Here is a 24,938-nt window from a genome sequence, read left to right as displayed (position 1 = left end):
AACTGTATTGATTTGCGAGCTATTCGACAGACGTAAAAAAGCCCGGTGCTGCCTGACAGCCCGGGCTTTCCAGTGACGCCGCCCTCAGCGGGCAGCGCCGAGCTGGCCTGTTTCGTCGGAGAAGACAATTTCCACACGACGGTTCTGTGCCCGCCCACGCTCGGAAGCGTTGGCGTCTACAGGGTATTCGTCGCCGTAACCTTCGACCTGAATGCGTTTTTCGTCGATGCCCAGACCCGTCAGCACATCGGCAACGGACTGCGCACGGTCGCGGGACAGTTTGAGGTTTTCCTGCTTACCACCGGTGCTGTCGGCATAACCCTCGATGCGCACCACGCGTTTCGGGTTGAGTTGCAGGAACTGGACAATTTTCAACACAACACGGTTGGCCGAGTTTTTCAGCTCGGCTTCCCCAGTGTCGAACAGCACATCACCGAGCGTCATCACCAGACCACGGTCGGTCTGCGTGGTCGCCAGCGCGACTATTTGTTCTTCAAGCCACTTGCCCTGCTGCTGCACGCTGAGCAGTTTGGATTCGCGCAAGGCCAGTTGCAGGCGCTGACGCTCCAGTTCGAGCTTGGCCGCACGCTCCTCGTTGAGCACCTGATTGGTGTGCTCGCGGGCGATTTCACTGTAGCGCTGGCTGAGATAGGCGTAATGGACCACATCCGCCCCGCTGCCCCAATAAGTCGACAGGCGATCGGCGCGGGCCAGCGATTCACCGGCGCGGATCACGTCTTTCGGCGCGATGCGCAGCACGTTGGAATCTTCCTTGACCTTCTGGAAGTCGGCGCTGGCCCCTTGCAGAGCGGATTCGCTATGTTGACCCGCACAACCGTAAAGACTGGCGCAACCGGCAAGAATGAAACCGCCGAGAACTCTGGAGTTGAGGCTCATTGGGCATCTCCCAGTTGCTTGCGCAGACGGACGATGCGGGTGTTGAGCACATTCAACTGTTCTTCACTCTTCTGGGTCAGCACTTTGGCTTCCGCCAGGCGAGCATCCAGTTCGGCCTGCTCGGCACGCATGCGCGCGTTCCGGTAGGACTCATCAGCCATGTTGCCCTTTGCCCGGTTGTATTTGGTTTCGGCCAGTTTCATTTCCGGCACGTCATCGCCAGTGGCACCGACAGCCTTGGCTTGAGTGATGGCCTGCTCGGTCAGGCGCATTTGTTCATTGGGTGCCGGATCGGTCGCGCAACCGGCCATGGCCAGAACGGCCACAGCCGCGAAAAGAGGTCGAATACTCACTAAGAATCCCTACTGTTTTGGGGTACTGACAGGTTGTTGCGGCTGTTGCTGCTGCGCCTTCCAACGCTCGATATTGCGTTGCAGCGCAGCTTCCGTCAGTCCGGACGCGGGCAATTCTGTCATCTTTTTGGCCAACTGTCCGCGCAACCACGGATCGTTGCACGCCGAGTTGTGGGAAACCGCGAGGAACAGCCCCGGTCGATCGATCGGTTGCTCGAAGGCCAACAGGTCATTGGCCATGCCCAATGCCTGTGCGGCTGCCATGCCCGAGTAGCGACCGGCGAGTACATATTCGACTTCACCCAGAAGCAATTTCTGAAAGGCCTGGGTGAGGTTTGCTGTCCGGGTCAGGGTCAATTGCTGCTCGGCGAAAGTAACGAATGCCTCGCTCATTCGAGACTTTTCCGACAAGCCACCGGTATGCCCGTGCAGGTCCTGCGCTGCGTTGTAAAACAAGGTCGAGCCTTTGCGCGTCCACACCAGATAGTCGTTTTCCAGCAGCGGCGGATAGATGTAGTCGAGGTTTTCGAGCTCATTGAAGGTCAGCGGAGCATCCGCGAGCAGGTCCATACGACCGCTGCGCACTTCATCCAGGGCTTGCGAGCGCTTGCCGGCGTAGAGCAATTGGACTTTGATGCCCAGCTCTTTGGCCACTTGCTGCAAAAGATCAGCACTGGCCCCCATCAATTGCTTGGGGTTCTGCGGGTCTTGCCACAGGTACGGCGGCGCATCCGGGCTGCCGGTGACGACGAGACGTTCGCACTTGCCGGCGGCCGCCACCAATCCCGGCAACAGCGCCAGTCCCAACAATAGCGAGCAGTGCAACCTGCGGCGCAGTTCCATGGCAAAACACTCCCACTCAATTGCGAGACAAAAAAAAGCCCGACCAAAAGGTCGGGCTCTTTATAAGTGAAGCTGCCGGATTAGACCAGCTTCTCCAGCTCAGGCACCGCTTCGAACAGATCCGCCACGAGACCATAATCGGCCACCTGGAAGATCGGCGCTTCCTCGTCCTTGTTGATCGCAACGATCACTTTGGAATCTTTCATGCCGGCCAGGTGCTGGATCGCGCCGGAAATACCGACGGCAATGTACAGCTGTGGCGCAACGATCTTGCCGGTCTGACCGACCTGCATATCGTTCGGTACGAAACCTGCGTCGACCGCAGCGCGCGAAGCACCGACGGCAGCGCCCAGCTTGTCGGCCAGGGCGTACAGGTGTTTGAAGTTGTCGCCGTTCTGCATGCCGCGGCCGCCGGAAACGACGATCTTGGCAGCGGTCAGTTCGGGACGATCGGACTTGGCCAGTTCTTCGTTGACGAAGCTGGAAGTACCGGCGTTGTGCGCGGCAGCCACGGCTTCAACAGCCGCAGAACCACCTTCAGCAGCCACCGGATCGAAACCGGTCGCACGCACGGTGATCACTTTGATCGCAGCGGTCGACTGTACGGTAGCGATGGCGTTACCGGCGTAGATCGGACGCTTGAAGGTGTCAGCGCTTTCTACCGAGATGATTTCGGAGATCTGATCAACATCCAACTGCGCGGCAACGCGCGGCAGGATGTTTTTGCCGTTGGAGGTGGCAGCAGCCAGGATATGGCTGTAGCCAGCGCCAAGCTCGGCAACCAGTGGCGCGACGTTTTCCGGCAGCTGATGCGCGTAAGCGGCATTGTCAGCGTTCAGGACTTTGCTCACACCTGCGATTTTCGCAGCGGCTTCAGCCACGGCGCCAGCGCCTTGGCCTGCGACCAGTACGTGGATGTCGCCACCGATTTTGGCAGCGGCAGCCACGGTGTTCAGTGTGGCCGGGGCCAGCACTTTGTTGTCGTGTTCGGCGATTACCAAGATAGTCATGATCAGATTACCTTCGCTTCGTTTTTCAGTTTCTCGACCAGTTCAGCCACCGACTTGACCTTGATGCCCGCGCTGCGTGCAGCCGGCGCTTCGACTTTCAGAGTCTTGTTGGTGGAGGCGGTGGAAACGCCCAAAGCGTCCGGAGTCAGCACTTCGAGAGGCTTCTTCTTGGCTTTCATGATGTTTGGCAGGGACGCATAACGCGGCTCGTTCAAACGCAGGTCAGTGGTGACGATCGCTGGCAGTTTCAGGGAAACGGTCTGCGCGCCGCCGTCGATTTCGCGGGTCACGGCAACGCTGTCGCCAGAGACTTCGACTTTCGAGGCGAAAGTGCCCTGACCGTAGCCGCTCAGTGCCGCGAGCATCTGGCCGGTCTGGTTGTTGTCGCTGTCGATGGCCTGTTTGCCCAGGATCACCAGTTGAGGCTGTTCCTTGTCAACCACGGCCTTGAGCAGCTTGGCCACGGCGAGGGAAGTCAGATCTTCAGCGGATTCGACGAGGATGGCGCGGTCGGCACCCAGAGCCAGCGCAGTGCGCAGTTGCTCTTGAGCGGTGGTCGGGCCGATGGAGACGACGACGATTTCAGTCGCAACACCTTTCTCTTTAAGGCGTACGGCTTCTTCCACTGCGATTTCGCAGAACGGGTTCATCGACATCTTGACGTTGGCGAGGTCTACGCCGGAATTGTCCGCCTTGACGCGAACCTTGACGTTGTAATCCACAACGCGTTTGACAGCTACAAGAACCTTCATGGATTCCTCGTTACTCTCCGGTGAAAAGAAAGTCGCCTAGGCGAACCTGGCGGTTGATGCTCATCGGGCTAAAAGGGCACCTCTAAAAACGCCGGCTTGTGTCGGGGTGATTTCACGAAGTGGAGTGCGATGACCGTTCGTCAGTAGTGACCGATAAGTCATTGATCTTCACGCTGTGTAAACTGCGCGCCAGGCCTGCGCTGCGCATCACCTTGTATTGCCTACGCCCTGTCTTTAGAGGTGCTCTTGAAACCGCCAGTCTGCCTACGGCGAGCGCAAAACCGCCCGTATATTGACCGGAACGCCTATTCCGGTCAATACGGCAAAATGGTCACTCATAAGCCGCGCTTCTTTGATTTCTCTGGGCTGGAGCCAATTCAAACAAACGTTTGTATTGGACGCTCGGAGTGGTGTAGATATAATGCGCCCCCTAGAGAGAAAGGTGGGTTTTCCAATATTCCCTTTGACGTTAACGTAAAGGCAATAGCGGATGCGACATCGAACCTCCAAATTAGAAAAAAAACTGTTGAGCCTTGAGTAGGAGATAGCCTGTGGAACGCGAATACATGGAATTCGACGTGGTCATCGTCGGTGCCGGCCCCGCTGGCCTGTCCGCCGCCTGCCGTCTGAAGCAGAAGGCCGCCGAAGCCGGTAAGGAAATCAGCGTCTGCGTGGTCGAAAAAGGCTCTGAAGTCGGCGCACACATCCTTTCCGGTGCCGTATTCGAACCCCGCGCTCTGAACGAATTGTTCCCGGACTGGAAAGAACTCGGCGCCCCGCTGCACACGCCGGTGACCCGCGATGACATTTTCGTGCTGAAAAACGCCGAAAGCGCGCAAAAAATCCCCGACTTCTTTGTGCCCAAGACCATGCACAACGAAGGCAACTATATTATTTCCCTCGGCAACCTGTGCCGCTGGCTGGCTCAGCAGGCCGAGAACCTGGGTGTGGAAATCTACCCGGGCTTCGCAGCTCAAGAAGCGCTGATCGACGAACAAGGCGTGGTCCGCGGGATCATCACCGGTGATCTGGGCGTTGACCGCGAAGGCAACGCGAAAGAAGGCCTGTACACCCCCGGCATGGAACTGCGTGGCAAATACACGCTGTTCGCCGAAGGTTGCCGTGGCCACATCGGCAAGCAACTGATCAAACGCTACAACCTCGACAGCGATGCCGACGCCCAGCACTACGGCATCGGCCTCAAGGAAATCTGGGAAATCGACCCGGCCAAACACCAGCCAGGCCTGGTGGTACACACCGCTGGTTGGCCGCTGGACATCATGGGCACCGAGAACACCGGCGGCTCGTTCCTCTATCACCTGGAAAACAACCAGGTTGTAGTCGGTCTGATCGTCGACCTGTCCTACAGCAACACCTACCTGTCGCCGTTCGACGAGTTCCAGCGCCTCAAGCATCACCCGGTGCTGGCTCAGTACCTGGAAGGCGGCAAGCGCATCAGCTACGGCGCTCGTGCCATTTGCAAGGGCGGCTTGAATTCGCTGCCGAAGATGGTCTTCAAGGGTGGCGCGCTGATCGGTTGCGACCTCGGCACCCTGAACTTCGCCAAGATCAAGGGCAGTCACACCGCGATGAAGTCCGGCATGCTCGCCGCCGAATCGGTGGCCGACGCGCTGTTCGCCGAAAAGGATGGCACCGAAGAGCTGAGCACTTACGTCGACGCGTTCAAGAAGAGCTGGCTGTACGACGAACTGTTTGCCAGCCGTAACTTCGGCCCGGCGATTCACAAGTTCGGCGCCATTGTCGGCGGTGGTTTCAACTGGCTGGACCAGAACATCTTCGGCGGCAAACTGCCGTTCACTCTGCACGACACCAAGCCGGACTACGCCTGCCTCAAGCTCGCCGCCGACTGCAAGAAGATCGACTACCCGAAACCCGACGGCAAACTCAGCTTCGACAAACTCAGTTCGGTGTTCATCTCCGGTACCAACCACGAAGAAGAACAGCCGTGCCACCTGAAGCTGACCGACCCGAGCATCCCGATCAGCAAAAACCTGCCGTTGTACGACGAACCGGCGCAGCGCTACTGCCCGGCCGGCGTCTACGAAGTGATCACCAAGGAAGACGGCGAGAAACGCTTCCAGATCAACGCCCAGAACTGCGTGCACTGCAAGACCTGTGACATCAAGGACCCTGCGCAGAACATCACCTGGGTCACGCCGGAAGGCGCTGGCGGCCCGACTTACCCGAATATGTAAGCCGAACCGCTGAACATCGAGGCTCCCGAAATGGGGGCCTTTTTTTTGCCCGCAATATTTGCATCACCACGAAACCCGCTCCCTCAGGCACTGTGGCAACTCAGGCTACGCGCTCGTCCCCCGGGCTGCGCTCGAAATAACGTTTGTACTCGCGGCTGAACTGCGAAGTACTCTGATACCCCACCCGATGCGCCACCTGCGCCACACCCAACCCCTCCGCCACCAACAACGTCTGCGCCTTCAACAACCGCAAGCGCTTGAGATACTGCACCGGCGACAACAACGTGCTGCGTTTGAAGTGTTCGTGAAACGTCGAAACGCTCATGTTCGCGCAACTGGCCAGCGTCTCGACATTCAATGGCTCGGTGTAATGCGCATGCAGATGGCTGATCGACGCCGCCACCCTCGCAAATTGCCCCTGCTGCTCGACCAACGCCCGCAACACATCGGCCTGCGGCCCCCGCAATGCGACGAACAACAATTCACGCACCCGTGCCGGCCCGAGAATCTGGCATTCCAGCGGATCGTGCAGACAGCTCAGCAGCCGTTCGACACAACCGCGCATGTCATCGTCGAGCACCACCGACGTCATCGACTCTGGCGTCTGCGCCGGAATATGCCGCCCCGGCGCGAGTCCCATCGCCAGCACCAACTCGCCCAGCAACACCCGATCAATCGCCACCGACACCCCTAGCAACGGCGCATCCGGCAAGGCGAAGGTTTCACATTCAAAAGGCACCGGCAGCGCCTGAATCAAATAGTGCCCGGCACCGTATTCCATCGTCCGAGGCCCAAGGAACGCCAGTTTGCTGCCCTGGGCGATGATCATCAGACTCGGCTCATAAATGTGCGGGCCACGGGCGACGTCGCAACTGGCGCGCAACACCCGCACACCCGGCAGTCCGGTCCGGGAGAAACCGTCGCGCAGTGCCAGCGGTTCAATCAGTGAAACCAGCCTGGCATTGGCATCAAGGTGACGGGTCAATTGCATCGAAAGTGTCTTCACAAAATTCATGGAAAAAGGGATGAAAGCATCATCGCAGATCCTTTTGCCTATGCGACCGATCAAACCTGCATGCCGGAGGATTAGGCATGAGACCCGGAGGAATCGTCATGGCCGGACCGGCGCACGGCGCCCAAAATGCGCCGCCTCACCTGTCACTGCTTTTGCGAGGTTTCACATGTACACCGCCATCGGCTATGCGGCCCAATCGGCCACCACTCCCCTCGCCCCGATGAAGTTCGAACGTCGCAGCCCACGGGCCGATGATGTCGCCATCGAAATCCTCTACTGCGGCGTCTGCCACTCCGACATTCACCAGGCACGCAACGAATGGGGCATTGCTGTTTACCCGTTGATGCCTGGCCACGAGATCGTCGGAAAAGTCACCGCCATTGGTACGAATGTCACCCAGCATAAAGTAGGCGATCTGGTCGGCGTTGGCTGCATGGTCGATTCCTGCCGCACCTGCGAAGCCTGCCAATCGAACCTTGAGCAATATTGCCTCGAAGGCCCGACCATGACTTACGCCACCCCGGATCGGGTCGACGGCAGCAACACCATGGGCGGTTATTCGGACAGCATCGTCGTCAGCGAACACTTCGTGGTCCGCATTCCGGAAAAACTGGCATTGGCCAGCGCCGCACCGATCCTCTGCGCCGGCATCACCACGTACTCGCCGCTCAAGCACTACGGCGTCAAGGCTGGCGACAAGGTCGGGATCCTCGGCATGGGCGGCCTGGGCCACATGGGCATCAAGTTCGCCAAAGCCATGGGCGCTGAAGTGACCTTGTTCACCCGTTCGGCGAGCAAGGCTGAAGAGGGCCGTCGTCAGGGCGCCGATCATGTGATCGTCTCCACCGACGCCGAGCAGATGAAAGCCGCCGCCGGTTACTTCGACTTCCTGCTCGACACCATTCCCGTGCAACACGACCTGAACCCGTACCTCGACACCCTGCGTTTTGATGGCGTACACATTCTGGTCGGTCTGATCGAGCCGGTTGATCCACCGGTGCACGCCGCCAAACTGGTATTGGGTCGTCGCGTACTGGCCGGTTCCTTGATCGGCGGCGTCGCCGAAACCCAGGAAGTGCTGGATTTCTGCGCCGAGCACAACATCACCTGCGACATCGAAATGCTCGATATCCGCCAGATCAACGAAGCCTACGCCCGGATGATCGCTGGTGACGTGAAATACCGTTTCGTGATCGACATGGCAACGCTCAAGGTTTAAATCTTAAGCCCGAGCTCTGCCGACAGCCGGGCTGTGACCCCTTTGATCAGGGGAATCAGCTCGGCCATTTTTTCCAGTGGCATGTACGGCACGGTGCTGGCAATGCTGATCGCCGCGACGATACGTTTGCTTGCATCGCGGATCGGCGCCGCCACGCAACGGATCGACGGTTCATTGTCTTCCAGATCGAACGCGTAGCCACCAGCGATGTATTCAGCCATTCGCTGCTCAAGCTGTTCCCAAGATTGCTGGGGATGCTGCGGCCAGAACTGACTTTTCCCACCCGCCGGCAGGCTGATGTCGTACAGGCGCTGCCAATCCTGCGGCGAATCATCGAGCATCAAGGCCTTGCCGATCCCGGTGCGCGCCAACGGCATTCGATGGCCGACCCGCGAACGCATTTCGGGGCCATTGCGTCCCGGATTCTTCAGCAGATACAGCACTTCGTCGCCTTCGCGAATCCCCAGGTGAACGGTGTCTCCGGTCAGCGCTGACAACTCGTCCAGATACGGCCCGGCCAGACTCACCAGCGGCAACTCTTCGCGCGCCTGAAACCCCAACTCAATCAGCTTCGGCCCGAGCAAATACCCGACCTGCGGCACCACGCGCAGATAACGCTCGTCGACCAGACAACTGGCCAGTCGATGAGTGGTGCTGCGCGTCGTGCCGATCAGCCGTGCGATCTCCTTGAGATCGCGGGCGCCACTGGCCACGGCCTGCACCACGCCCAAGCCGCGCAGCAGCGTTTGCGTGCCGGTGGGCGCGGCGTCCTTGGTTTTTTCCGGGGCGTCTTCCTGCATATCCAGCCTTTACCGTTGAGCGAGGGAACGGGCGGCATTATGGTCGCCCGATGCTGACCACTACAACTTGATACGTTCGACCTTGCCCACCAGCAGCACGTAGGACAAAGCGCCGATCAACGCGAGAACCGCGATATAGGTGATCGCCGGGGCAAATGAATCGCCACTGGCGAGGAACCCGATCACGATCGGCGTGGCAATCGCCGACAGGTTGCCGATGAAATTGAACACCCCACCGGTCAGGCCGAGCAGCCGCGCCGGCGCGAGGGTCGACACCAGCGACCAGGTGATCGATGCCAGGCCGTTGCCGAAAAACGCCAGGGCCAGGAAGGCGATCACCAGCGGCGTCGACTCAACAAAGTTGGCACCGATGATCGACGTGGAGATCAGCAACCCGCCGATGATCGGCAACTTGCGCGCAAACCCTACGGTGTAACCGCGACGAATCAGCAAATCGGAAAAGAACCCCGAACACAGCACGCCAATGAACGCCGCGAGAAACGGCAGCGACGCCAACAGGCCGGACTTGATGAAGTCCATGCCGCGGTATTTCACCAGATAAGTCGGGAACCACGTCAGGAAGAACCACAGCGTCGAGTTAAGGCAGAACTGACCGAGGTAAATGCCCCACAACTTGCGCTGGCTGAGAACGATGCCCAGATCTGTCCAACTGAATTTGGCTTTGACCCTGGCAGACTCGGCCTGGATATCCACCAACCCGCCGCCCTCACGAATCAGATCGATTTCCGCCTCATTGACGCCTTTGAAATCTCGCGGCTCGCGATACACCGCGTACCAGATCGCCGCCCAGATGATGCCCACTGCACCGGTCGCAACGAACACCATGTGCCAACCGAATTCGTGTTGCAGCCAGGCCAGCACCGGGGTGAGAAAGGCCAGTCCGACGAATTGCCCGGAGGTATAGAAACCGATCGCCGTGGCGCGTTCGCGCTCAGGAAACCAGGTGGTGACCACGCGGCTATTGATCGGATAGGCCGGTGCCTCCAGCGCGCCGACGGCCATGCGCAGGACGAACAGCGCGATGAAACTGGCGGCGAAGCCAAGCATCACCGTGGCCACCGACCACAGCAGCAGCGCGACGCTGTACAGGATGCGTGGCGGCACTCGATCCACCAGCCAGCCGCCGGGGATCTGCATGGCGGCGTAGGTCCAGCCGAACGCGGAGAAAATCAGGCCGACGTGAATCGGGTCGATGCCCAGCTCAGTGGTCAGCGCCGGCGCGGCAATCGACAGGTTGCTGCGGTCGAGGTAGTTGATCACCACGGTGATGAACAGCAACACCATGATGAAAAAACGCTTACGGCTAGGCGTGACTAAAGACGCCTGCCCGGTGAGGGGTTGCGGTTGCATGGGGATGCCTCTTGTTATGTTTATTGAGGTCGTTGAATGCAGATACCCCATCCATGGAGATCTAAATGGTGGGAGCGGGCTTGCTCGCGAATGCGATGTGTCATCTGATGCAACATCGACTGACAAGCCCTCTCCCACAGGGGGACATCAGTGATGTCGGTGACTCACCACTCGGCAAAACTGCCATCGGCATGGCGCCAGATCGGGTTGCGCCAGCGGTGGCCGACGGCCGCACGTTCGATCACGTATTCCTCGTTGATCTCGATCCCCAGGCCGGGCCCATTCGGGATCTTCACGAAGCCTTTGTCGTAATCGAATACCTGCGGATCTTTCACGTAGTCGAGCAAATCGTTGCTCTCGTTGTAATGGATGCCCAGGCTCTGCTCCTGGATAAACGCGTTGTAACAAGCCGCGTCCAGTTGCAAACAAGCCGCCAGCGCAATCGGCCCCAACGGGCAATGCAGCGCCAATGCCACGTCGTAGGCTTCGGCCATGTTGGCGATCTTGCGGGTTTCGGTGATGCCGCCCGCGTGGGAAGCATCCGGCTGGATGATGTCGACGTAACCTTCGCTCAACACCCGTTTAAAATCCCACCGCGAGAACAGTCGCTCACCGAGGGCAATCGGCGTGCTGGTCAGCGGCGCCAGCTCTTTCAACGCTTCATAGTTTTCGCTGAGCACAGGCTCCTCGATAAACATCAGTTTGTACGGATCGAGTTCCTTCATCAGCACCTTGGCCATGGGCTTGTGCACCCGGCCATGGAAGTCGACACCGATGCCCACGTTCGGCCCGACCGCATCACGCACGGCGGCGACGTTGGCCAACGCGAGGTCGACTTTTTCGAAGGAGTCGAGAAATTGCAGCTCTTCGGTGCCGTTCATTTTTACCGCGGTAAAACCACGACTGACGGCCTCTTTCGCGGCGCGTGCTGTATCGGCCGGACGGTCGCCACCGATCCACGAATACACACGGATCTTGTCGCGCACCTGACCGCCGAGCAGATCGCTGACCGACACACCGAGGGCCTTGCCCTTGATATCCCACAGGGCCTGATCGATGCCGGCCAGTGCACTCATGTGGATCGCGCCGCCACGGTAAAAGCCGCCGCGATACAGCACCGTCCAGATGTCTTCGATGTTGCGTGGGTCTTTGCCGATCAGGTAGTCGGACAATTCTTCTACGGCGGCCGCCACGGTGTGCGCGCGACCTTCAACCACAGGCTCGCCCCAACCGGTCACGCCTTCGTCGGTTTCGACTTTGAGGAAACACCAGCGCGGCGGGACGATGAAGGTGGTGAGTTTGGTGATTTTCATCTTGTTGTCTCTCTTGTTGGATGCGCCAGCGTTCTTAGCGAAGGACTTTCCAGGCAGTGACATAGGCCTTGGCATTGACCGCCACTTGCTCCGGCGTCATGCCCGGTTTGAATAGCCCGGAACCGAGGCCGAAACCTTTCACTCCGGCGTCGATAAATACCTGCATGTTGTCCGGGGTAATGCCGCCGACCGGCGCCAGCACCGTGCCCGTCGGCAACACCGCCAGCCAGGCTTTGACGACCGCCGGGCCCATCTGCTCGGCGGGAAACAGCTTGAGAATGTCTGCGCCCTCCGCCAGCGCCGCAAACGCTTCGGTCGGTGTGGCCACACCCGGCGACAGGTACAGCCCCGCCGCTTTCGCGGCGCGCAGTACCTTGGCATCGCTGTGCGGCATGACGATCACCTGGCCGCCCGCCTCTTTCACCAAGTCGACCTGCTCCGCCGACAACACCGTACCGGCACCGATCAGGCAATCGGCGGGCAAGGTCTTGCGCAGGATGCGGATACTTTCGTACGGCGATGGGGAATTAAGCGGTACTTCTATGACGCGAAATCCGGCTGTATACAGGACTTCTCCGACAGCGGCGGCTTCCTGCGGATACAGGCCCCGCAGGATCGCGATCAGACCGTTTTGCGCCAATGCTTGCTTGAGCATGTCAGGCCTCCAGTCAGGGTTAACGGGATGAGGGATCAATCAGTCCGGCGGCCAGCGCCAGTTGCCACAAACCACGCTCGGTGGCCTGTTCGGCCAGCGTGACCTTGGCGAAACCGCAGGCATCGAGCGCGCGGCTATAGCGCGCGCAGAGTGGCGCGTTGCCGATGAGGATGATCGAAGGAAGATTCGGGTTGTTGCGGCGACGCCGTTGCACTGAGGCGAGCGCCGCCAACTCATGACCGATCATCAGGCCGGACAGATAATCCGCTTGGGCCGTCGGGCTCAGTTCACCGGTCAGCCCCAAGGTACGGGCGCTAAACAACGTCGAGAGCACGCCGAGTTCACCGTCCGCCGACAGAGCCACCTGTATGCCCCGGTCAAACGCCTGACCATCGAACGCCGCACCTTGCTGTTGGGTACGGCCGAGGATGCTGTGGTCACTGAGCACGGCGAATACTTCGCCGGTCATGAAGGTGTCGAAATGCGTGATGCAGCCATCGACCACCTCCACCCATTTCGAGTGACTGCCCGGCAGGCCGATCAACAGCTCATCGCCCGCCTCGACCGGAAGATTCTGCAGAACGCCGAGGACTTGCGTTTCTTCGCCGCGCATTACGTTCGGCAGACGCGAACGCTGAATCACGCCCGGCACGATATGCACTCGCGTACCGCGAAGACTGACAACTGTTTGTAGGGAGTTTCCGAGATTGGCGACGTTCGCCGGCGTCTCGCCGTAGGCCGCTTCGCGCCAGCCCTGAGCACTGCCGACCATGCCGCAAGCGATCACCGGCAGATCCGGCTGCGCATCGAGCCAGTCGCCACACGCCTCGTCGAAGGCCAGTTCAAAACCATCGGTGCATTCGCGACCGTTGATGACTCGCGGGGTTTTCGGCAGTTGCATGATCCCGGACGACAGCGAGCGCTGCTCCAGCACCACACCGCCCGCCGCAAGTTTGTAAGCACGTAATGAGGTCGTCCCCCAGTCGAGCGCGATCAATTGCGCCTGCATCGCTTCACCTGTTTTGTTTTTGGCAGTGAGTGCGACGGACTATAAACCTTGGCGCAGGAAAATCTCAATATATAAATATCAATCCCATATTATGGGATACGAGTGTACGGCAAGTATTGCTTTTCGCAGCCTTTAACATGCCGATCCGCTTCCACTCGGCCATCGCGCACCGGACATGTTCAAGGAAGAAATGTGTACGAGCAGGCGTTCATTCTGACTCTGCATACGATTAAATTTCGCTCCTCTAATTCAGCGTCCAAGTCCTTGCAGTTCATCTGCGTTTCACTCGATGAGTCCTTCACTCTATAAAGCATGAGGCCCGCTTTAAAGGCTACCCCGTTGGGAGGCGATCCACCCCTCACCATATTCATTCAGACTCCTGAGACCAGGCGCTGGAAACTTTCATGGCTTTTTCGCGGAGCGCTCCAGCACATACCTAAAGTATGAAACGGCAACGCACCAACTCCACCCGCGGGGCTTGTCAGTTTGCAAGAACAGCAAATAAACGTTATTCAAACACAGAAAAAAATCGCTCACACCCGCCCGAGTTCTGAGCCTCGGACATGTAAACAATGCCTACGTATTAGGCTGACAAACATCCTACAAGGGCTCTGCAGTCTGGATAAGCGAATTCAATACCAACTTTATTTCTGAAGCGGGATCTTTATGCCCTTGCAATATCAACCCCTCCGACAGAGCGGTGAATGTCTTTGCAAGATTGGCGCACTCCAACGGAGGCTTCTTTCCTGAATGATTGAATATAATCGCAATCAACTTGCCCAAGGCCTCACTATTCTCCTGATGCAGAGCGTAGTAATGCGCTGAAAACTCCTCATCGCGCAAAGCAATCAGTTGTAACTCCGCATCCAAAATGGCACAACTGGCGTTATTTTTAAGCGTATCGATATAAGAATTCAATCCATGCACCAGTTCTTCTGATGAATACCCGGCAGCCAGCGTGACGCCCAGCCGATCGATTTCAACCCGCTTGAACCTCTGGGTTAATTGCAGAAGCAAGTCTGACTTGCTGGTAAAGTTTGAAAAAAAAGCTCCCTTTGAAAAACCCGCCTCCTCAGATATAGCATTGACACTCGCGGCATGAAAGCCTTTTCTAACCATAAGATCAGTGGCGGTATCGAACAATTTATCCCGTGTTACTTGCTGGCTTTCTTCACGCCCCATTCTCTTCTTAATCACACCCTCGGCTCCTCTGGCCAAACAAAAAAAATCTATTTGTAACTAAATGTAATGAACTTGCCATTCACTGCGAATACTAATTTAACGACTATACCTTATACCAGACTACCTTAATCAATTTACATTTAAGCTTTTAAAATGTGCCATGTAAATGCCATGCATGGAAACGGAGGCGGCGAAATGCACTGCGTCGACATGCAACCCCGACAGTGCAAGCGCTTGCAACTCATAAAGAGGTGGCAACTGCAGCACGCTCAGGCACTTCGGTATCCAACCGGACGCGTGGCCCACCCGATCGAATCAGCAAGGCTGTCTTGGGGCTCCCCCAAAGGAAAGCGGCGAGCGACGAAAAATTCCCTTCAATGGCCTCAATTCTCCCAAACCAGGTGAGACGACCACTACCATAAAATCTACAAACTGCTGATTTTAATGGATTTTAATCCAACTCAACGACCTCCCCCCTACAACCAAAACGAAATACCGCTTGATTTTCAGATACCGAATGGTTTTTACTTGCGCCGTTGGTTCAGCCAACACCTGATCAGAGCATTGAGCCCCGTGACATCAATCTCAATGCAGCAGCAGGTTACCCCACAGGAGCTGGATTTTAATGGAATATGCCTTTGTTACAGGCGCTACTGGCCTGCTCGGTAATAATTTGGTTCATGCGCTTTTAAAGCGAAACATCAAAGTAAAAGCACTGGTTCGTTCCGTAGAGAAAGCCAGGAAGCAGTTCGGCAGTCTGCCTGTCGAATTTGTCGAAGGCGATATGCTCAATGTCGACGCCTTCAGCCATGCCCTGCAAGGCTGTGATGCCTTATTTCATACCGCTGCCTACTTCCGCGACAGTTATAAAGGTGGAAAACACTGGCAGAAACTGTATGACACCAACGTCACCGGGACCGAGCAATTATTGCAAGCCGCCTACGCCGCCGGCATTCGTCGTGCAGTCCATACTTCATCCATTGCCGTATTGAAGGGCAACAAAGATGAGGTAATCGATGAGACGATGTCCCGCAGTGAATCGGAAGCTGATGATTACTACTTGAGCAAAATACTGTCCGAGCAAAAAATCCAGGCGTTCTTGTTAAAACACCCGGACATGTTTATCGCGATGGTATTACCGGGCTGGATGTTCGGCCCCGGGGATATCGGCCCGACCTCATCAGGACAGTTCCTGCTCGACTTTGTCGGAATGAAATTGCCTGGTGTGCTGCCAGGCAGTTTTTCCGTAGTAGACGCCCGGGATGTGGCGGAACATCAGCTCGCAGCCATCACACGCGGCCGATCCGGAGAACGTTATCTGGCAGCCGGCAATCATATGAACATGAAAAGCATCTTCCAGGTTCTCTCCAGTGTCAGTGGCGTAAAAGCCCCGGAGCGAAAAATCCCGTTGTTCATGCTGCGAATAATTGCCTTGATGTATGAAGGTTATTACCGAGTGACAAAAAAACCGGTGCTCATCAGCACTTCCACCGTAAAACTCATGGAGCAAGAGCAAGGGCGCACTCATTTCAGCCATAACAAAAGCCTGAAAGAGCTGGAATGCAAGTTTCGCCCCGTAGCAGAAACACTGACCGACACTCTGGACTGGTATCGAAAGAACAACTACACAAATGCATAGTTGAAACACTTTATCTGTAGCCTGCCTCTGTATTACTTTTTTTGTCTAACCATTACTTCAAGGATTGAGAGGGGTTGGTAAATGAAAAGCCTTTCATATAAAGAAGGTTTTCTGCATCGTTTCGTCGGTTTTTCAGAATCGTTCCCGGACCACGTTGCGATCAGGAACCTGGACGCGGAAGAAGAGACTGTCACTTACCGTGGGTTGCGAATAAAGGCTGAAGAGTGCAACGGCGCACTGAAAAATCTAGGTGTATTACCAGGTGACAAAGTGGCGGTTGTTCTACCCAATGGGGTGGAGTTCATCGCTTACTACCTGGCGATCATCGGGCGCGGAGCGACTCCGATTATCCTCAACTACAAACTGACGCCATTCGAAATGAGCAGCGTCATCAGTATTGCCCGCCCGACGCTGGTCGTGACGACCGAAACGCTATTCAAGCAACATAGCGAGACATTTCAGCCTGCCTACGGCGTTCATCACTCCTTGGTGTTGAACACCGCAAGCGAGCCATCCCCTTCCCTGCCCGACAACGCAACGGCCGAATCACAGCTTCCTCGACAGACCGAACCTTTGTTATTGCCTGAAGGCAATCCGATCGTCTCGGTACAGTTCACGTATAGGGGCACCGGCAAACCTCTGGCCGTTCCTCACCGCTACCTTGATCTGACGCAATCGAGCGATGGACTGCATGAGCATTTTCATCTTCAAGGGGTCGGATCCGTTCATCTGGTGACGCTGCCGCTGTATGCCATCTTCGGACTGTCCGTGATGATGGTCTTTCCATTGAGCGTGGGCGCCACCCTGCTCATGACCAACACCCTGCTCAATAGGGATCTGGCGGAAGTCTTGTCCCGTCATCAGGTCACTTTTGCCTGCCTGGTGCCTGACGTCATTCGTTACTTCAATACGCGACTGGCCAAACGCAAAGGCGCGCTGTTGCCGATGCACCCACAACTGATGATTTATTCAGGTGGCAGCCATCTACCGGCAGACGAAGCCGACAAACTGGGAAGGCTGCTGGGGTGCAATCCGGTGCTGCAAGGCTATGGATTGACCGAGAGCATGCCGGTGATAGTCCAGAGCTCGATCGACAAGGTCCATCGTGGCGCCATGGGCCAGCCGATTCGCAACGTAGAACTGCGGGTCGTCGATGCTCAGGGTCAAGACGTCGCAACGGGGCGTATCGGCGAACTGTTGATACGCGGCCCGATGGTGATTGACGGATACAACGATGCCGCGCAAGCCAATGCCCGGTTCTTTCGTGAAGGCTGGCTGCACACGGGAGATCTGGTCTGGCGGGACGATGAAGGACACGTGTTCTTCTATTGCCAGCGCCTGCGGATTTCGAAGATCAAAGCGCAAATGGTCGACTTGACCGAAATCGAATCCATTGCCCTGAAGCATCCTTGCGTGGTGCGCGCGAAAGCTTACATCGTCCCTGACAACAAGGAGGTCAACGTATTGCACCTGTGCGTCGAAGGGAGCGGTGACCTGACCCAGAACGCTCTCTCCACCCTGCTCTCGCGCTACCTCTCAAGCTTCAAACTGCCTAGAACCATCGAGATTGTCTCTCTCAAGGAAGAGATCCATGCCAGCAAATAGCACACAACCGGTACTGGCCGTTTTCGACTTTGACGGCACACTGACCGACAGACATACGTTCTGGCGCTACATGCGTTTTATCGTGGGAACCCAGTCGTTCTGGCTAAGGATCGTTCCCCTGCTGCCCAAAATGCTCAGTGTGATCCTTGGCATCACACCGTTGATGCAGGCGCGCCTGGCGTTCATTGCCTGCTACCTGGGCGGCCTGTCAGTTGAGCAAGAGCGCGAACATGCCAAGTATTTCATTAGCGAACAGCTACCGCTCTGGCTCAGGCCCGAAGCCTTGCGCCGGCTGCAATGGCATCAGTCCATGGGCCATGTCACGGCACTGGTCAGTAACTCGCCGGAGAACTATCTGATTCCCTGGGGGCAGGCAGCAGGTTTTGACTATGTATGTGGCACCCGCCTGGCGACGGCGAAGAACAAACTCACTGGCGGGATATCAGGTACCAACTGTGTTGAGAGAGAAAAAGTCACACGGCTCAAAGGCTGTTTGAGCAACCTTGATGATTTTTACATTTATGCCTACGGAGATTCATCAGGTGACGATGCCCTGCTCGGCATTGCCAACTCTCCCTTCTATAGAAACTGGTACTAACAGATGAACACTCTGAGCACGTTGGCACCCAAGCACCTGGGCCTCGGTAGAAACCCGACCGTCATGATCGTCGGTGCTGGCCCTATAGGGCTGTCCCTGGCAATCATGCTGAAGAAGTGGGGCGTCTCTTTTCGCATTATTGAAAAGAATGCCGGCCCCTCCACCGCCACCAAGGCAATGGCCATTCACTCCAGAACCCTGGAAATTTTTCGCGATCTGGGTGTTGCCGATCAGGCCATCAGCGACGGGTTCACGATCAACCAGTTTTCGGTGCAGTCGAACGCCAAACGGGTACTGAACTACAACTTCTCCTACCTGGATACAACCTATCCCCTGCTTCTCAGCCTGCCACAGCCGCAAACAGAAAAGATTCTGCTTGAGCGCCTTGGCAAGTTGGGGGTGGAGGTCGAGTGGAATACCGAACTGGTCGATATAGAAAACCTGCCGGGTTCCGTGCGAATGACGCTTCATCATGCGGACGGTGACGACGAATCCTTCAGCAGTCGGTGGGTGGCCGCGTGCGACGGTGCTCGCAGCAACATCAGAAAACGTCTTGAGATGCCCTTCGAAGGATCGTCCTACGACCGTTTCTTCATGCTGGCCGATGCCGATATCGAGTGGTCTGGCAGCAAGGACGAAGGGGCTTTCTTCCTCGGTGCGCAGGACGGCTATGTGGCGGTCGCACCGATCAGCGCGCAATCGCGTTATCGACTGTTCATCGAGATGCCCTACGACCTGCCGCCAGAAGGCGAGCGTCCGTCCTTGAGCCTGGAGAACTTTCAGCGGTTGTGCGAAGGGCGCGGGCAAAAGATGACGCTGTCCAATATTTCATCGACTACCATCGCCTCCTTTCAACATCGTCGCGTGCAGTCGCTGCAACAAGGCTCTGTGTTCCTGGTGGGCGATTCGGCTCATATCGGCAGCCCGATCGGCGGGCAATGGATGAACCTGGGTGTTTCCGAGGCCTACAACCTGGCGTGGAAAATGGCCTATGTCGATCAGGGCCTGGCGGATCAATCACTGCTGGAAAGCTACAACGAAGAACGTTATCCGGTTGCCCTGGAAGTCGAGAACACGGCACACCGACTGACCGCATTGATAACCCTCAGGCATCGCGCCCTCGTTTGGCTGCGCGACAATGTTCTGCCACTGCTGAGCAACAGGCGCAAGGTTCAGCGCACGTTGCCCACGATGATTTCCGGTCATCAGTACCACTACGGCAAAAGTGATTACATTCAAGAATCACTGACGAAAAAGCAGCGCATGAATTGGGACAAAAAAGGGAAGAAACCCGAATTCCAGACGACTGCACCTCGCGCAGGTCAACTGGCTCCCGATGTAGAGTTGTGGCAACGGCAGGGTTTGCCGCAAAAACGCTTGATCGACTTGTTCCAGGGAACCTTCACACTGCTGATTTTCAGCGCAGCCGATCAGTTTTCTCCCTTGCTACCGGGCTATTGCTCGCTGGCCGAGTCGGTAGAGAAGGATTACCCGGGCATCAAGGCTTATTGCATCATTGATGCATTGAGTAGCTCCGAGCTGCCTTTCTGGCACTCAACGTTGTTGGACCCCGATTGGCGGCTGCACAAGCGCTACCACGCCAAAGAGGGCACATTGATGCTGATTCGTCCTGACGGCTATATCGCTTTCCAGGGGGCTGATGCAATCACGCTCTTCACTTATCTGAACGTAAGATCCGGGCTGCTCAAAGGGGCCAGAAAAACAACATCTTCCGAGATCGACGCAGTGGAACTCCAACTTTAAGTCTCTATATGGCTACTGCCTGTTTGCTTCATTGAGTGACACAGGGCCCAGCCTTGGGCCATGACTTTTGATTTCTTGTTGATAGAAAACATATACCGACTTTGGTTAGGAGAACCCCATGCGCGCCCAACTCAACGATGTTGTGCAGGAATTCATCGTGTCCAATGGAAAAATAGCGCATAGCTATTTCTCTCTTTCAGAAAAAATCATTGATTCACTTTGCGATTCCAATATCGAAAAAGAGTCCATATTGATGCGTTTGCTAGAGCAGGCCGAAACGGTCACTGCGCATTACTTCAACGCTCATCAACAAGTCCTGGAAGGTGTTTATGCCAATGGGGTTGAAACCCCCGTCAATAGAAGCCTGCCCGCCCTGGAGCCCGTACACGCCAACCCGGTAGTGCTGGCATCGGCAACCGTTGCCGACCAAACGCCTGCGCTCAGCTACGCGCAATGGTTGCGCGCCGAAATAAGTTCGGTTACTGGATTCAAGAAGGAACAAATCGACTTCGATCAAAGTTTCGAGAGTTTGGGCATCGACTCCCTGGGGCTGGTCGATATTTTCGAATCCCTGGCTCAACACTTTCCGGAAAAGAAAGAACTTACCTCATTACTCTTTGATGCGCCCTCGCCTACCGTCCTGCTGGCACGACTTGAAGCCAATCCGCAGGCGCCTGTCGTGAATATCGAAACATGGGTACTTGAGCAACTGGCGAATATCACCGGTTTTACCGCTGACCAGATCGACCAGAAGCAAAGCTATGAAAGCCTGGGCCTGGACTCCCTGGTGCAACTGGACTTCCAGGAAGCGATCGTCGCTTTGTGGCCGTCACTCAAGGCCAACAGCACGGAGTTGGTCAACGCCAAGTGTCCACAGGAAACAATCGTATTGATTAAAGCCGCCCTGGCCATCCCCGAATCCACCTCAGGCATACCCAGCCAAACGCAACCATCCAGCACACCAGCCCCCCAGGAGCCGCTAAGCAATCTGCTTTTAAACGCCCTGTCCCCCCTGATCCCCGACGCGCCACAGCCGATCGACATCGAGACGCCTTTCGCGCAGTTGGGGCTCATCGGTTTTGCCCGCGAAACCCTCTGCCAATCAATGGCGCAACAGTGCCCTGTCAGCGAATTCGCCGGTGAGGCGCTGATGTCGCGTCGTACGCCGCAAGACGCCGTGTCGCTGCTGAAAAAACTGGGCTGAGCCGCTGTAAAAAAATGGAATGGAACCCGGTGATCGCAAAGATCACCCGGCATTTTGACAACCAGGAGAACGGGTATGAGTGGCGCGGTAACGACAGAGGGTGATTTTTGCTTCAGTGCAATGGCTGGAGAGTTTCCCGGGGCCCCCTCAACGGATGCGCTTTGGCACTTGCTCGCGCAGGGACAGGTAGCGCCCATCGATTCGATGCTGACACGCTGGGAGCTGGATAAGGCGACAATCTATTCGGCCAAGAAAGGGGAAAAGGATCGTACTTACCTGGACAGTGCTTTTTGCCTGACCGATGACGCATCGACCCCTTCACGCCATGAAGGACGGCAGGTCGCCATCGGCAAGAAAGTACTCCAGACACTCCTCACCCAGCTTGCCGCACAAGGCTCGGTATTGATCAAGGAGCGCACCGCGTTGGTGGTCGCGACGTCCTGGAGCGATGAGAGTTACTTCGTCACCGGCGTCTGCGCAACAGCCAATACACCACGCGGTTATACGCCGGGTGAGCAAGTCGCTGAACTGGCGGCGGCGTTTGCCTTGGGTGGCCCCGCGTTATCAGTAGACACCGCCTGCAGTTCGTTCCCCTATGCAATCGATATGGCCCAAGCACTGGTCAACAGCGCACAGGCAGACAACGCGATTGTCATGGCACTGAACACCGTGCTGCCGCCGGCGCTGTTTCTGGGGTTCTCGCAGTTGACCGCTTTTTCCTCCCGAGCCCAAATGCAGGCGTTCGGCCAGGACGCTGACGGCATTGTGCCGGGCGAATGTGCGGTCGCCTTTCTGGTCGAGCCTGTCTCGCAGGCCCTGATTGCGAAGCGCCGTCCCTTGGGGGTTTTGCGGGCATTGGGACTGTCGGCCGACGGCGCCGAAGGTTCGGTGTTTGCGCCAGGCAAACAGGCTCAATGCACGGCTTACCAGCGTGCCTATATCGGTCTTGACCCCAACGACGTCGACTACATCGAGACCCATGGCACCGGTACACCGCTAGGGGATGCGACAGAGCTGGACTCGTTGAACAGTTTCTTCGCCCCTCATCGCACAGCTGGCAAAAAGATAATGATCGGTTCGATCAAATCCGTCATTGGTCACCCATTGGCCGCCGCCGGAGGCGCTTCGCTCGCCAAGGCATTGATGATATTGCGTCACAAAGGTATTCCCCCTCAGCCCGACTACCGCCCCAGCGCAAAAGTCGATGAGACCTGCCTGCAGTTGGCCACAGCGCAGGTACAGCCCCTGGCAGATCGTCCGTCGGCGATTCGGGTTGGCATATCCAGCTTTGGTTTCGGCGGCGCCAATGCGCATCTGGTGGTGGATGAGTACATTCCCGACAACCGCGCTGCCGTCCCCCGGGTCGCCCCCGGCGTGCTGATGCTGGACCTTGCCATTGTCGAGGCTGAAGCGGCGATCGGCAGTCACTTCTCATTGCAGGCGCTCAAGCAACAACTCGATCAGCCAGCAGCACCGTCAGTCAGTTTCCCTTATGGGCGCTTCGTTGATTGCGCCGCCACTGCGGGCCAGCCGTTACTGGGGAAATTCCTGTCGCAGGATCGCGTCATTGATATAGACGGTTTCGGCATGGGGCCCAAACATCTGGCCCATGTCGATCCGTTCAAGCTGTTGGTCACCGATCGCATCAATCATTTACTGCAACGCCTGCCAGGCGTGGCCGGCTCACCCGGCACTGCGATGGTCATGTGCTGCAACATGGGTGGGGAGCGTTTCAGCAATGCGTATAGCGGCGCCCACACGTTCTATTCCAAGGCTCAAGGCATGCCGCCCGGTGTGGAGGTGACGGATGTGGCCACCATGTTGCCGAACATGTTGTCCGGCTACCCGGCGAAAATTTTTGACTTCAAAGGTTTCCATCAAACACTGGTCGGCACCCCTGGCTTGTTCTGGCAAACCTTGCTGGCATCGCAGCAGTGGCTCAAGGGCGGCGTGACGACGCTCTTGCTCGGTGCAGGGCGTTTTATCAGTGGCGAAATAGAGATCGAACGCGCCCGGCACTCAGCGACACGGCAAGGCGAAGGGGTGGGGGTGATCGCTCTGCGCCCCTATCTACCAAGCTCCAGCGACAAGCCTTTACTGGTGATCCGCGCAGCAGTCTTGGCCCATGCCGCGAACACGCTGCAAGAGGCTTGCCAACTGCAGGGCAAAGCGCTGAGTCAGTACCAGAACATTGAAGTCTGCGAACTGCAGCCTGATGCAACTCATGCCAGCAGTTCACTGCAAGAAATGACCGGTTTTTTGGCCGAAGCCAGTGGCATCGAAACCCTGTTGGCGGTGCTGTTGAGTGCCTCTGTTCACACGGTGATCGAGGTGCGCGAAGCCGGCAAGGCTGTGATGTGGTTATTTACTGAAAAACTTCGGGAGTGGCGCACGACCGCCGCCGAACCCGCCGCGGCCGTCAAGCATCCCTTCACGTTGCGTTTCGCTCACTCGGCGCCCCAGGCGTTGCAGAAGGTCATCTCGCCTGCACACCCTGTCAGCCTGGTGAGGGAGCCGCGACACGACGGTGTCGACGTACTGGAACTGAGCGAGTTGCTGACCAGCACCCTGCTCTCGGGGCTACGTGTCAGAACTCGCGCTGTGGAGGGACTTCTCGCACTGCACCGTGGCGCTGAAGCCCAGCGCCCCGCGCACTGGCAACGTCGCCCGGAGAATATCGTGATCGCCAACGTCCAGCGTGGCCCTCAGTCACTGCACGCCCAACTCGTGGTGAATGAAGCGCACCCTTACTTCTTCGACCATCCACTTGATCACATCCCCGGCATTTTATTGCTCGAGGGCGTGTTGCAACTGATTGAACTCGCCATGCCCCCACTGAGCGGCCGAGTAGCCTATGTCAAAAACCTGAGTATCAAGTTCCAGCAATACGTACAGAAGCAGGGTGCGATTGAGCTTCATCTGGAGCAAGGCAAAGACCCTCAGGTCTTCAATGCCAAGGTCATGCAGGCCGGCAAGTTGATGTGCACATGCATCCTTGGCATGGCTTACAACTCGGCGTTCGAAACATCGCCCGCCGGCGAATTCACGGCTGTTCGCTGCCGCGACAAGGCGTTGCTGCACAAGGCCAGAGAAGAAAACATCATCGTCAGTGACATAAGCGGTATCGCCCAGGGTTTGAGCGTAGACACGCTCAAACTGCCGGAAGAGCACATCTTCCAGGAGGGCGATCCAGAGCACTATTCGATGGTCTATTTCCTCGAAGTTGCCCGTCAGTGCTACATGCAGATTGCTCACAGCCATCTACGAATCCCACTCAATACCCCGATGAACCTGCTTGCCTTGAGTTTCACTCTCGATCGGCCAATCCCCAGAAACAGTCCCCTGTCATTGGCACCGCAAACCGGTTTTGACGCGCAGGATCAGCCCTTCAAAACGAACCGGATCTACATCGACCTGTTCAACCGGGGCGAAAAAATCGGTCAAGCGAATATTACCGCTCAAGTGCTGAGTCAATCCGCGCCGGCTGCGTGAC

At 57.1% G+C, this 24,938-nt stretch carries 20 protein-coding genes; 8 read left to right on the top strand and 12 right to left on the bottom strand.

Features of this window, described 5'->3' with window-relative positions:
• Positions 1-84: 84 nt before the first annotated feature.
• From AACY02_RS05670 to AACY02_RS05650, 5 genes are all read right to left on the bottom strand, one after another.
• Positions 85-897, bottom strand: coding sequence for an OmpA family protein (locus AACY02_RS05670; RefSeq protein WP_339431118.1), 813 nt, complete (start codon positions 895-897; stop codon positions 85-87).
• A complete protein-coding gene (locus AACY02_RS05665; protein ID WP_339431117.1) occupies positions 894-1,250 on the bottom strand; it encodes a DUF4398 domain-containing protein in 357 nt (118 codons plus the stop codon). Before AACY02_RS05665 ends, AACY02_RS05670 begins: the two co-directional genes overlap by 4 nt.
• A 9-nt stretch (positions 1,251-1,259) precedes the next feature.
• Positions 1,260-2,093 (bottom strand): substrate-binding periplasmic protein, encoded by an 834-nt coding sequence (locus tag AACY02_RS05660; RefSeq protein WP_339431116.1) that lies wholly within the window; start codon positions 2,091-2,093, stop codon positions 1,260-1,262.
• Positions 2,094-2,173: 80 nt separating this feature from the next.
• Positions 2,174-3,103 (bottom strand): electron transfer flavoprotein subunit alpha/FixB family protein, encoded by a 930-nt coding sequence (locus tag AACY02_RS05655; protein ID WP_311997938.1) that lies wholly within the window; start codon positions 3,101-3,103, stop codon positions 2,174-2,176.
• A gap of 2 nt (positions 3,104-3,105) precedes the next feature.
• Positions 3,106-3,855 (bottom strand): electron transfer flavoprotein subunit beta/FixA family protein, encoded by a 750-nt coding sequence (locus AACY02_RS05650; RefSeq protein WP_007908338.1) that lies wholly within the window; start codon positions 3,853-3,855, stop codon positions 3,106-3,108.
• 551 nt (positions 3,856-4,406) lie between these two features.
• Here AACY02_RS05650 and AACY02_RS05645 point away from each other — a divergent pair.
• Positions 4,407-6,071, top strand: coding sequence for an electron transfer flavoprotein-ubiquinone oxidoreductase (locus AACY02_RS05645; protein ID WP_339431115.1), 1,665 nt, complete (start codon positions 4,407-4,409; stop codon positions 6,069-6,071).
• Positions 6,072-6,171: 100 nt separating this feature from the next.
• Here AACY02_RS05645 and AACY02_RS05640 read toward each other — a convergent pair whose 3' ends face one another.
• Entirely contained in the window at positions 6,172-7,062 is an 891-nt protein-coding gene (locus tag AACY02_RS05640; RefSeq protein WP_339431114.1) for an AraC family transcriptional regulator, read from the bottom strand.
• Positions 7,063-7,252: 190 nt separating this feature from the next.
• Here AACY02_RS05640 and AACY02_RS05635 point away from each other — a divergent pair, with 190 nt between their 5' ends.
• A complete protein-coding gene (locus AACY02_RS05635) occupies positions 7,253-8,305 on the top strand; it encodes an NAD(P)-dependent alcohol dehydrogenase (protein WP_339431113.1) in 1,053 nt (350 codons plus the stop codon).
• Here the strand turns inward: AACY02_RS05635 and AACY02_RS05630 are convergent.
• The 6 genes from AACY02_RS05630 to AACY02_RS05605 all read right to left on the bottom strand — a co-directional run bounded on the left by AACY02_RS05630 (position 8,302) and on the right by AACY02_RS05605 (position 14,650).
• Entirely contained in the window at positions 8,302-9,105 is an 804-nt protein-coding gene (locus AACY02_RS05630; RefSeq protein WP_339431112.1) for an IclR family transcriptional regulator, read from the bottom strand. The two genes, AACY02_RS05635 and AACY02_RS05630, sit on opposite strands and share 4 nt — an antisense overlap.
• A 60-nt stretch (positions 9,106-9,165) precedes the next feature.
• Entirely contained in the window at positions 9,166-10,476 is a 1,311-nt protein-coding gene (locus tag AACY02_RS05625) for an MFS transporter (protein WP_339431111.1), read from the bottom strand.
• Positions 10,477-10,640: 164 nt separating this feature from the next.
• A complete protein-coding gene (gene dgoD / locus AACY02_RS05620; RefSeq protein ID WP_339431110.1) occupies positions 10,641-11,789 on the bottom strand; it encodes a galactonate dehydratase in 1,149 nt (382 codons plus the stop codon).
• A gap of 34 nt (positions 11,790-11,823) precedes the next feature.
• Complete coding sequence (locus AACY02_RS05615; protein WP_339431109.1) at positions 11,824-12,444, bottom strand: 2-dehydro-3-deoxy-6-phosphogalactonate aldolase; 621 nt, start codon at positions 12,442-12,444, stop codon at positions 11,824-11,826.
• Between the two features lie 19 nt (positions 12,445-12,463).
• Positions 12,464-13,453 (bottom strand): 2-dehydro-3-deoxygalactonokinase, encoded by a 990-nt coding sequence (locus tag AACY02_RS05610; RefSeq protein ID WP_339431108.1) that lies wholly within the window; start codon positions 13,451-13,453, stop codon positions 12,464-12,466.
• Positions 13,454-14,053: 600 nt separating this feature from the next.
• Positions 14,054-14,650: a TetR/AcrR family transcriptional regulator gene (locus tag AACY02_RS05605; RefSeq protein ID WP_339431107.1), complete on the bottom strand. Its 597-nt coding sequence runs from the start codon at positions 14,648-14,650 to the stop codon at positions 14,054-14,056.
• A gap of 610 nt (positions 14,651-15,260) precedes the next feature.
• On the opposite strand from AACY02_RS05605, the gene AACY02_RS05600 reads away from it, so the two are divergent.
• The 6 genes from AACY02_RS05600 to AACY02_RS05575 all read left to right on the top strand — a co-directional run bounded on the left by AACY02_RS05600 (position 15,261) and on the right by AACY02_RS05575 (position 24,937).
• A complete protein-coding gene (locus AACY02_RS05600) occupies positions 15,261-16,274 on the top strand; it encodes an SDR family oxidoreductase (RefSeq protein WP_339431106.1) in 1,014 nt (337 codons plus the stop codon).
• Positions 16,275-16,355: 81 nt separating this feature from the next.
• The gene (locus AACY02_RS05595) at positions 16,356-17,879 is read left to right on the top strand and encodes a class I adenylate-forming enzyme family protein (protein WP_339431105.1); all 1,524 of its coding nucleotides are present in this window, start codon (positions 16,356-16,358) and stop codon (positions 17,877-17,879) included.
• Positions 17,866-18,477: an HAD-IB family hydrolase gene (locus AACY02_RS05590; protein WP_339431104.1), complete on the top strand. Its 612-nt coding sequence runs from the start codon at positions 17,866-17,868 to the stop codon at positions 18,475-18,477. The genes AACY02_RS05595 and AACY02_RS05590 overlap by 14 nt, the downstream gene beginning before the upstream one ends.
• Before the next feature lie 63 nt (positions 18,478-18,540).
• Positions 18,541-20,241 (top strand): FAD-dependent monooxygenase, encoded by a 1,701-nt coding sequence (locus tag AACY02_RS05585; RefSeq protein WP_339431103.1) that lies wholly within the window; start codon positions 18,541-18,543, stop codon positions 20,239-20,241.
• Between the two features lie 118 nt (positions 20,242-20,359).
• Complete coding sequence (locus AACY02_RS05580; protein ID WP_339431102.1) at positions 20,360-21,445, top strand: acyl carrier protein; 1,086 nt, start codon at positions 20,360-20,362, stop codon at positions 21,443-21,445.
• 75 nt (positions 21,446-21,520) lie between these two features.
• On the top strand, positions 21,521-24,937 hold the full coding sequence (locus tag AACY02_RS05575) for a beta-ketoacyl synthase N-terminal-like domain-containing protein (protein ID WP_339431101.1): 3,417 nt from the start codon (positions 21,521-21,523) through the stop codon (positions 24,935-24,937).
• The last annotated feature ends 1 nt before the right edge of the window (position 24,938 follow it).

Source organism: Pseudomonas sp. EA_65y_Pfl2_P78 (genome assembly GCF_963970495.1).
GTDB lineage: Bacteria > Pseudomonadota > Gammaproteobacteria > Pseudomonadales > Pseudomonadaceae > Aquipseudomonas > Aquipseudomonas baetica_A.
The sequence above is the reverse complement of the archived record's forward strand: the minus strand, read 5'-3'. Positions and strand labels throughout refer to the sequence as shown.

Bases quoted from the DNA above. Each gene is read 5' to 3' on its own strand.
- AACY02_RS05670 (WP_339431118.1), bottom strand. From the start codon at position 897: ATGAGCCTCAACTCCAGAGTTCTCGGCGGTTTCATTCTTGCCGGTTGC.
- AACY02_RS05660 (WP_339431116.1), bottom strand. From the start codon at position 2,093: ATGGAACTGCGCCGCAGGTTGCACTGCTCGCTATTGTTGGGACTGGCG.
- AACY02_RS05655 (WP_311997938.1), bottom strand. From the start codon at position 3,103: ATGACTATCTTGGTAATCGCCGAACACGACAACAAAGTGCTGGCCCCG.
- AACY02_RS05650 (WP_007908338.1), bottom strand. From the start codon at position 3,855: ATGAAGGTTCTTGTAGCTGTCAAACGCGTTGTGGATTACAACGTCAAG.
- AACY02_RS05640 (WP_339431114.1), bottom strand. From the start codon at position 7,062: ATGCAATTGACCCGTCACCTTGATGCCAATGCCAGGCTGGTTTCACTG.
- AACY02_RS05635 (WP_339431113.1), top strand. From the start codon at position 7,253: ATGTACACCGCCATCGGCTATGCGGCCCAATCGGCCACCACTCCCCTC.
- AACY02_RS05630 (WP_339431112.1), bottom strand. From the start codon at position 9,105: ATGCAGGAAGACGCCCCGGAAAAAACCAAGGACGCCGCGCCCACCGGC.
- AACY02_RS05625 (WP_339431111.1), bottom strand. From the start codon at position 10,476: ATGCAACCGCAACCCCTCACCGGGCAGGCGTCTTTAGTCACGCCTAGC.
- dgoD (WP_339431110.1), bottom strand. From the start codon at position 11,789: ATGAAAATCACCAAACTCACCACCTTCATCGTCCCGCCGCGCTGGTGT.
- AACY02_RS05615 (WP_339431109.1), bottom strand. From the start codon at position 12,444: ATGCTCAAGCAAGCATTGGCGCAAAACGGTCTGATCGCGATCCTGCGG.
- AACY02_RS05610 (WP_339431108.1), bottom strand. From the start codon at position 13,453: ATGCAGGCGCAATTGATCGCGCTCGACTGGGGGACGACCTCATTACGT.
- AACY02_RS05600 (WP_339431106.1), top strand. From the start codon at position 15,261: ATGGAATATGCCTTTGTTACAGGCGCTACTGGCCTGCTCGGTAATAAT.
- AACY02_RS05595 (WP_339431105.1), top strand. From the start codon at position 16,356: ATGAAAAGCCTTTCATATAAAGAAGGTTTTCTGCATCGTTTCGTCGGT.
- AACY02_RS05590 (WP_339431104.1), top strand. From the start codon at position 17,866: ATGCCAGCAAATAGCACACAACCGGTACTGGCCGTTTTCGACTTTGAC.
- AACY02_RS05585 (WP_339431103.1), top strand. From the start codon at position 18,541: ATGATCGTCGGTGCTGGCCCTATAGGGCTGTCCCTGGCAATCATGCTG.
- AACY02_RS05580 (WP_339431102.1), top strand. From the start codon at position 20,360: ATGCGCGCCCAACTCAACGATGTTGTGCAGGAATTCATCGTGTCCAAT.
- AACY02_RS05575 (WP_339431101.1), top strand. From the start codon at position 21,521: ATGAGTGGCGCGGTAACGACAGAGGGTGATTTTTGCTTCAGTGCAATG.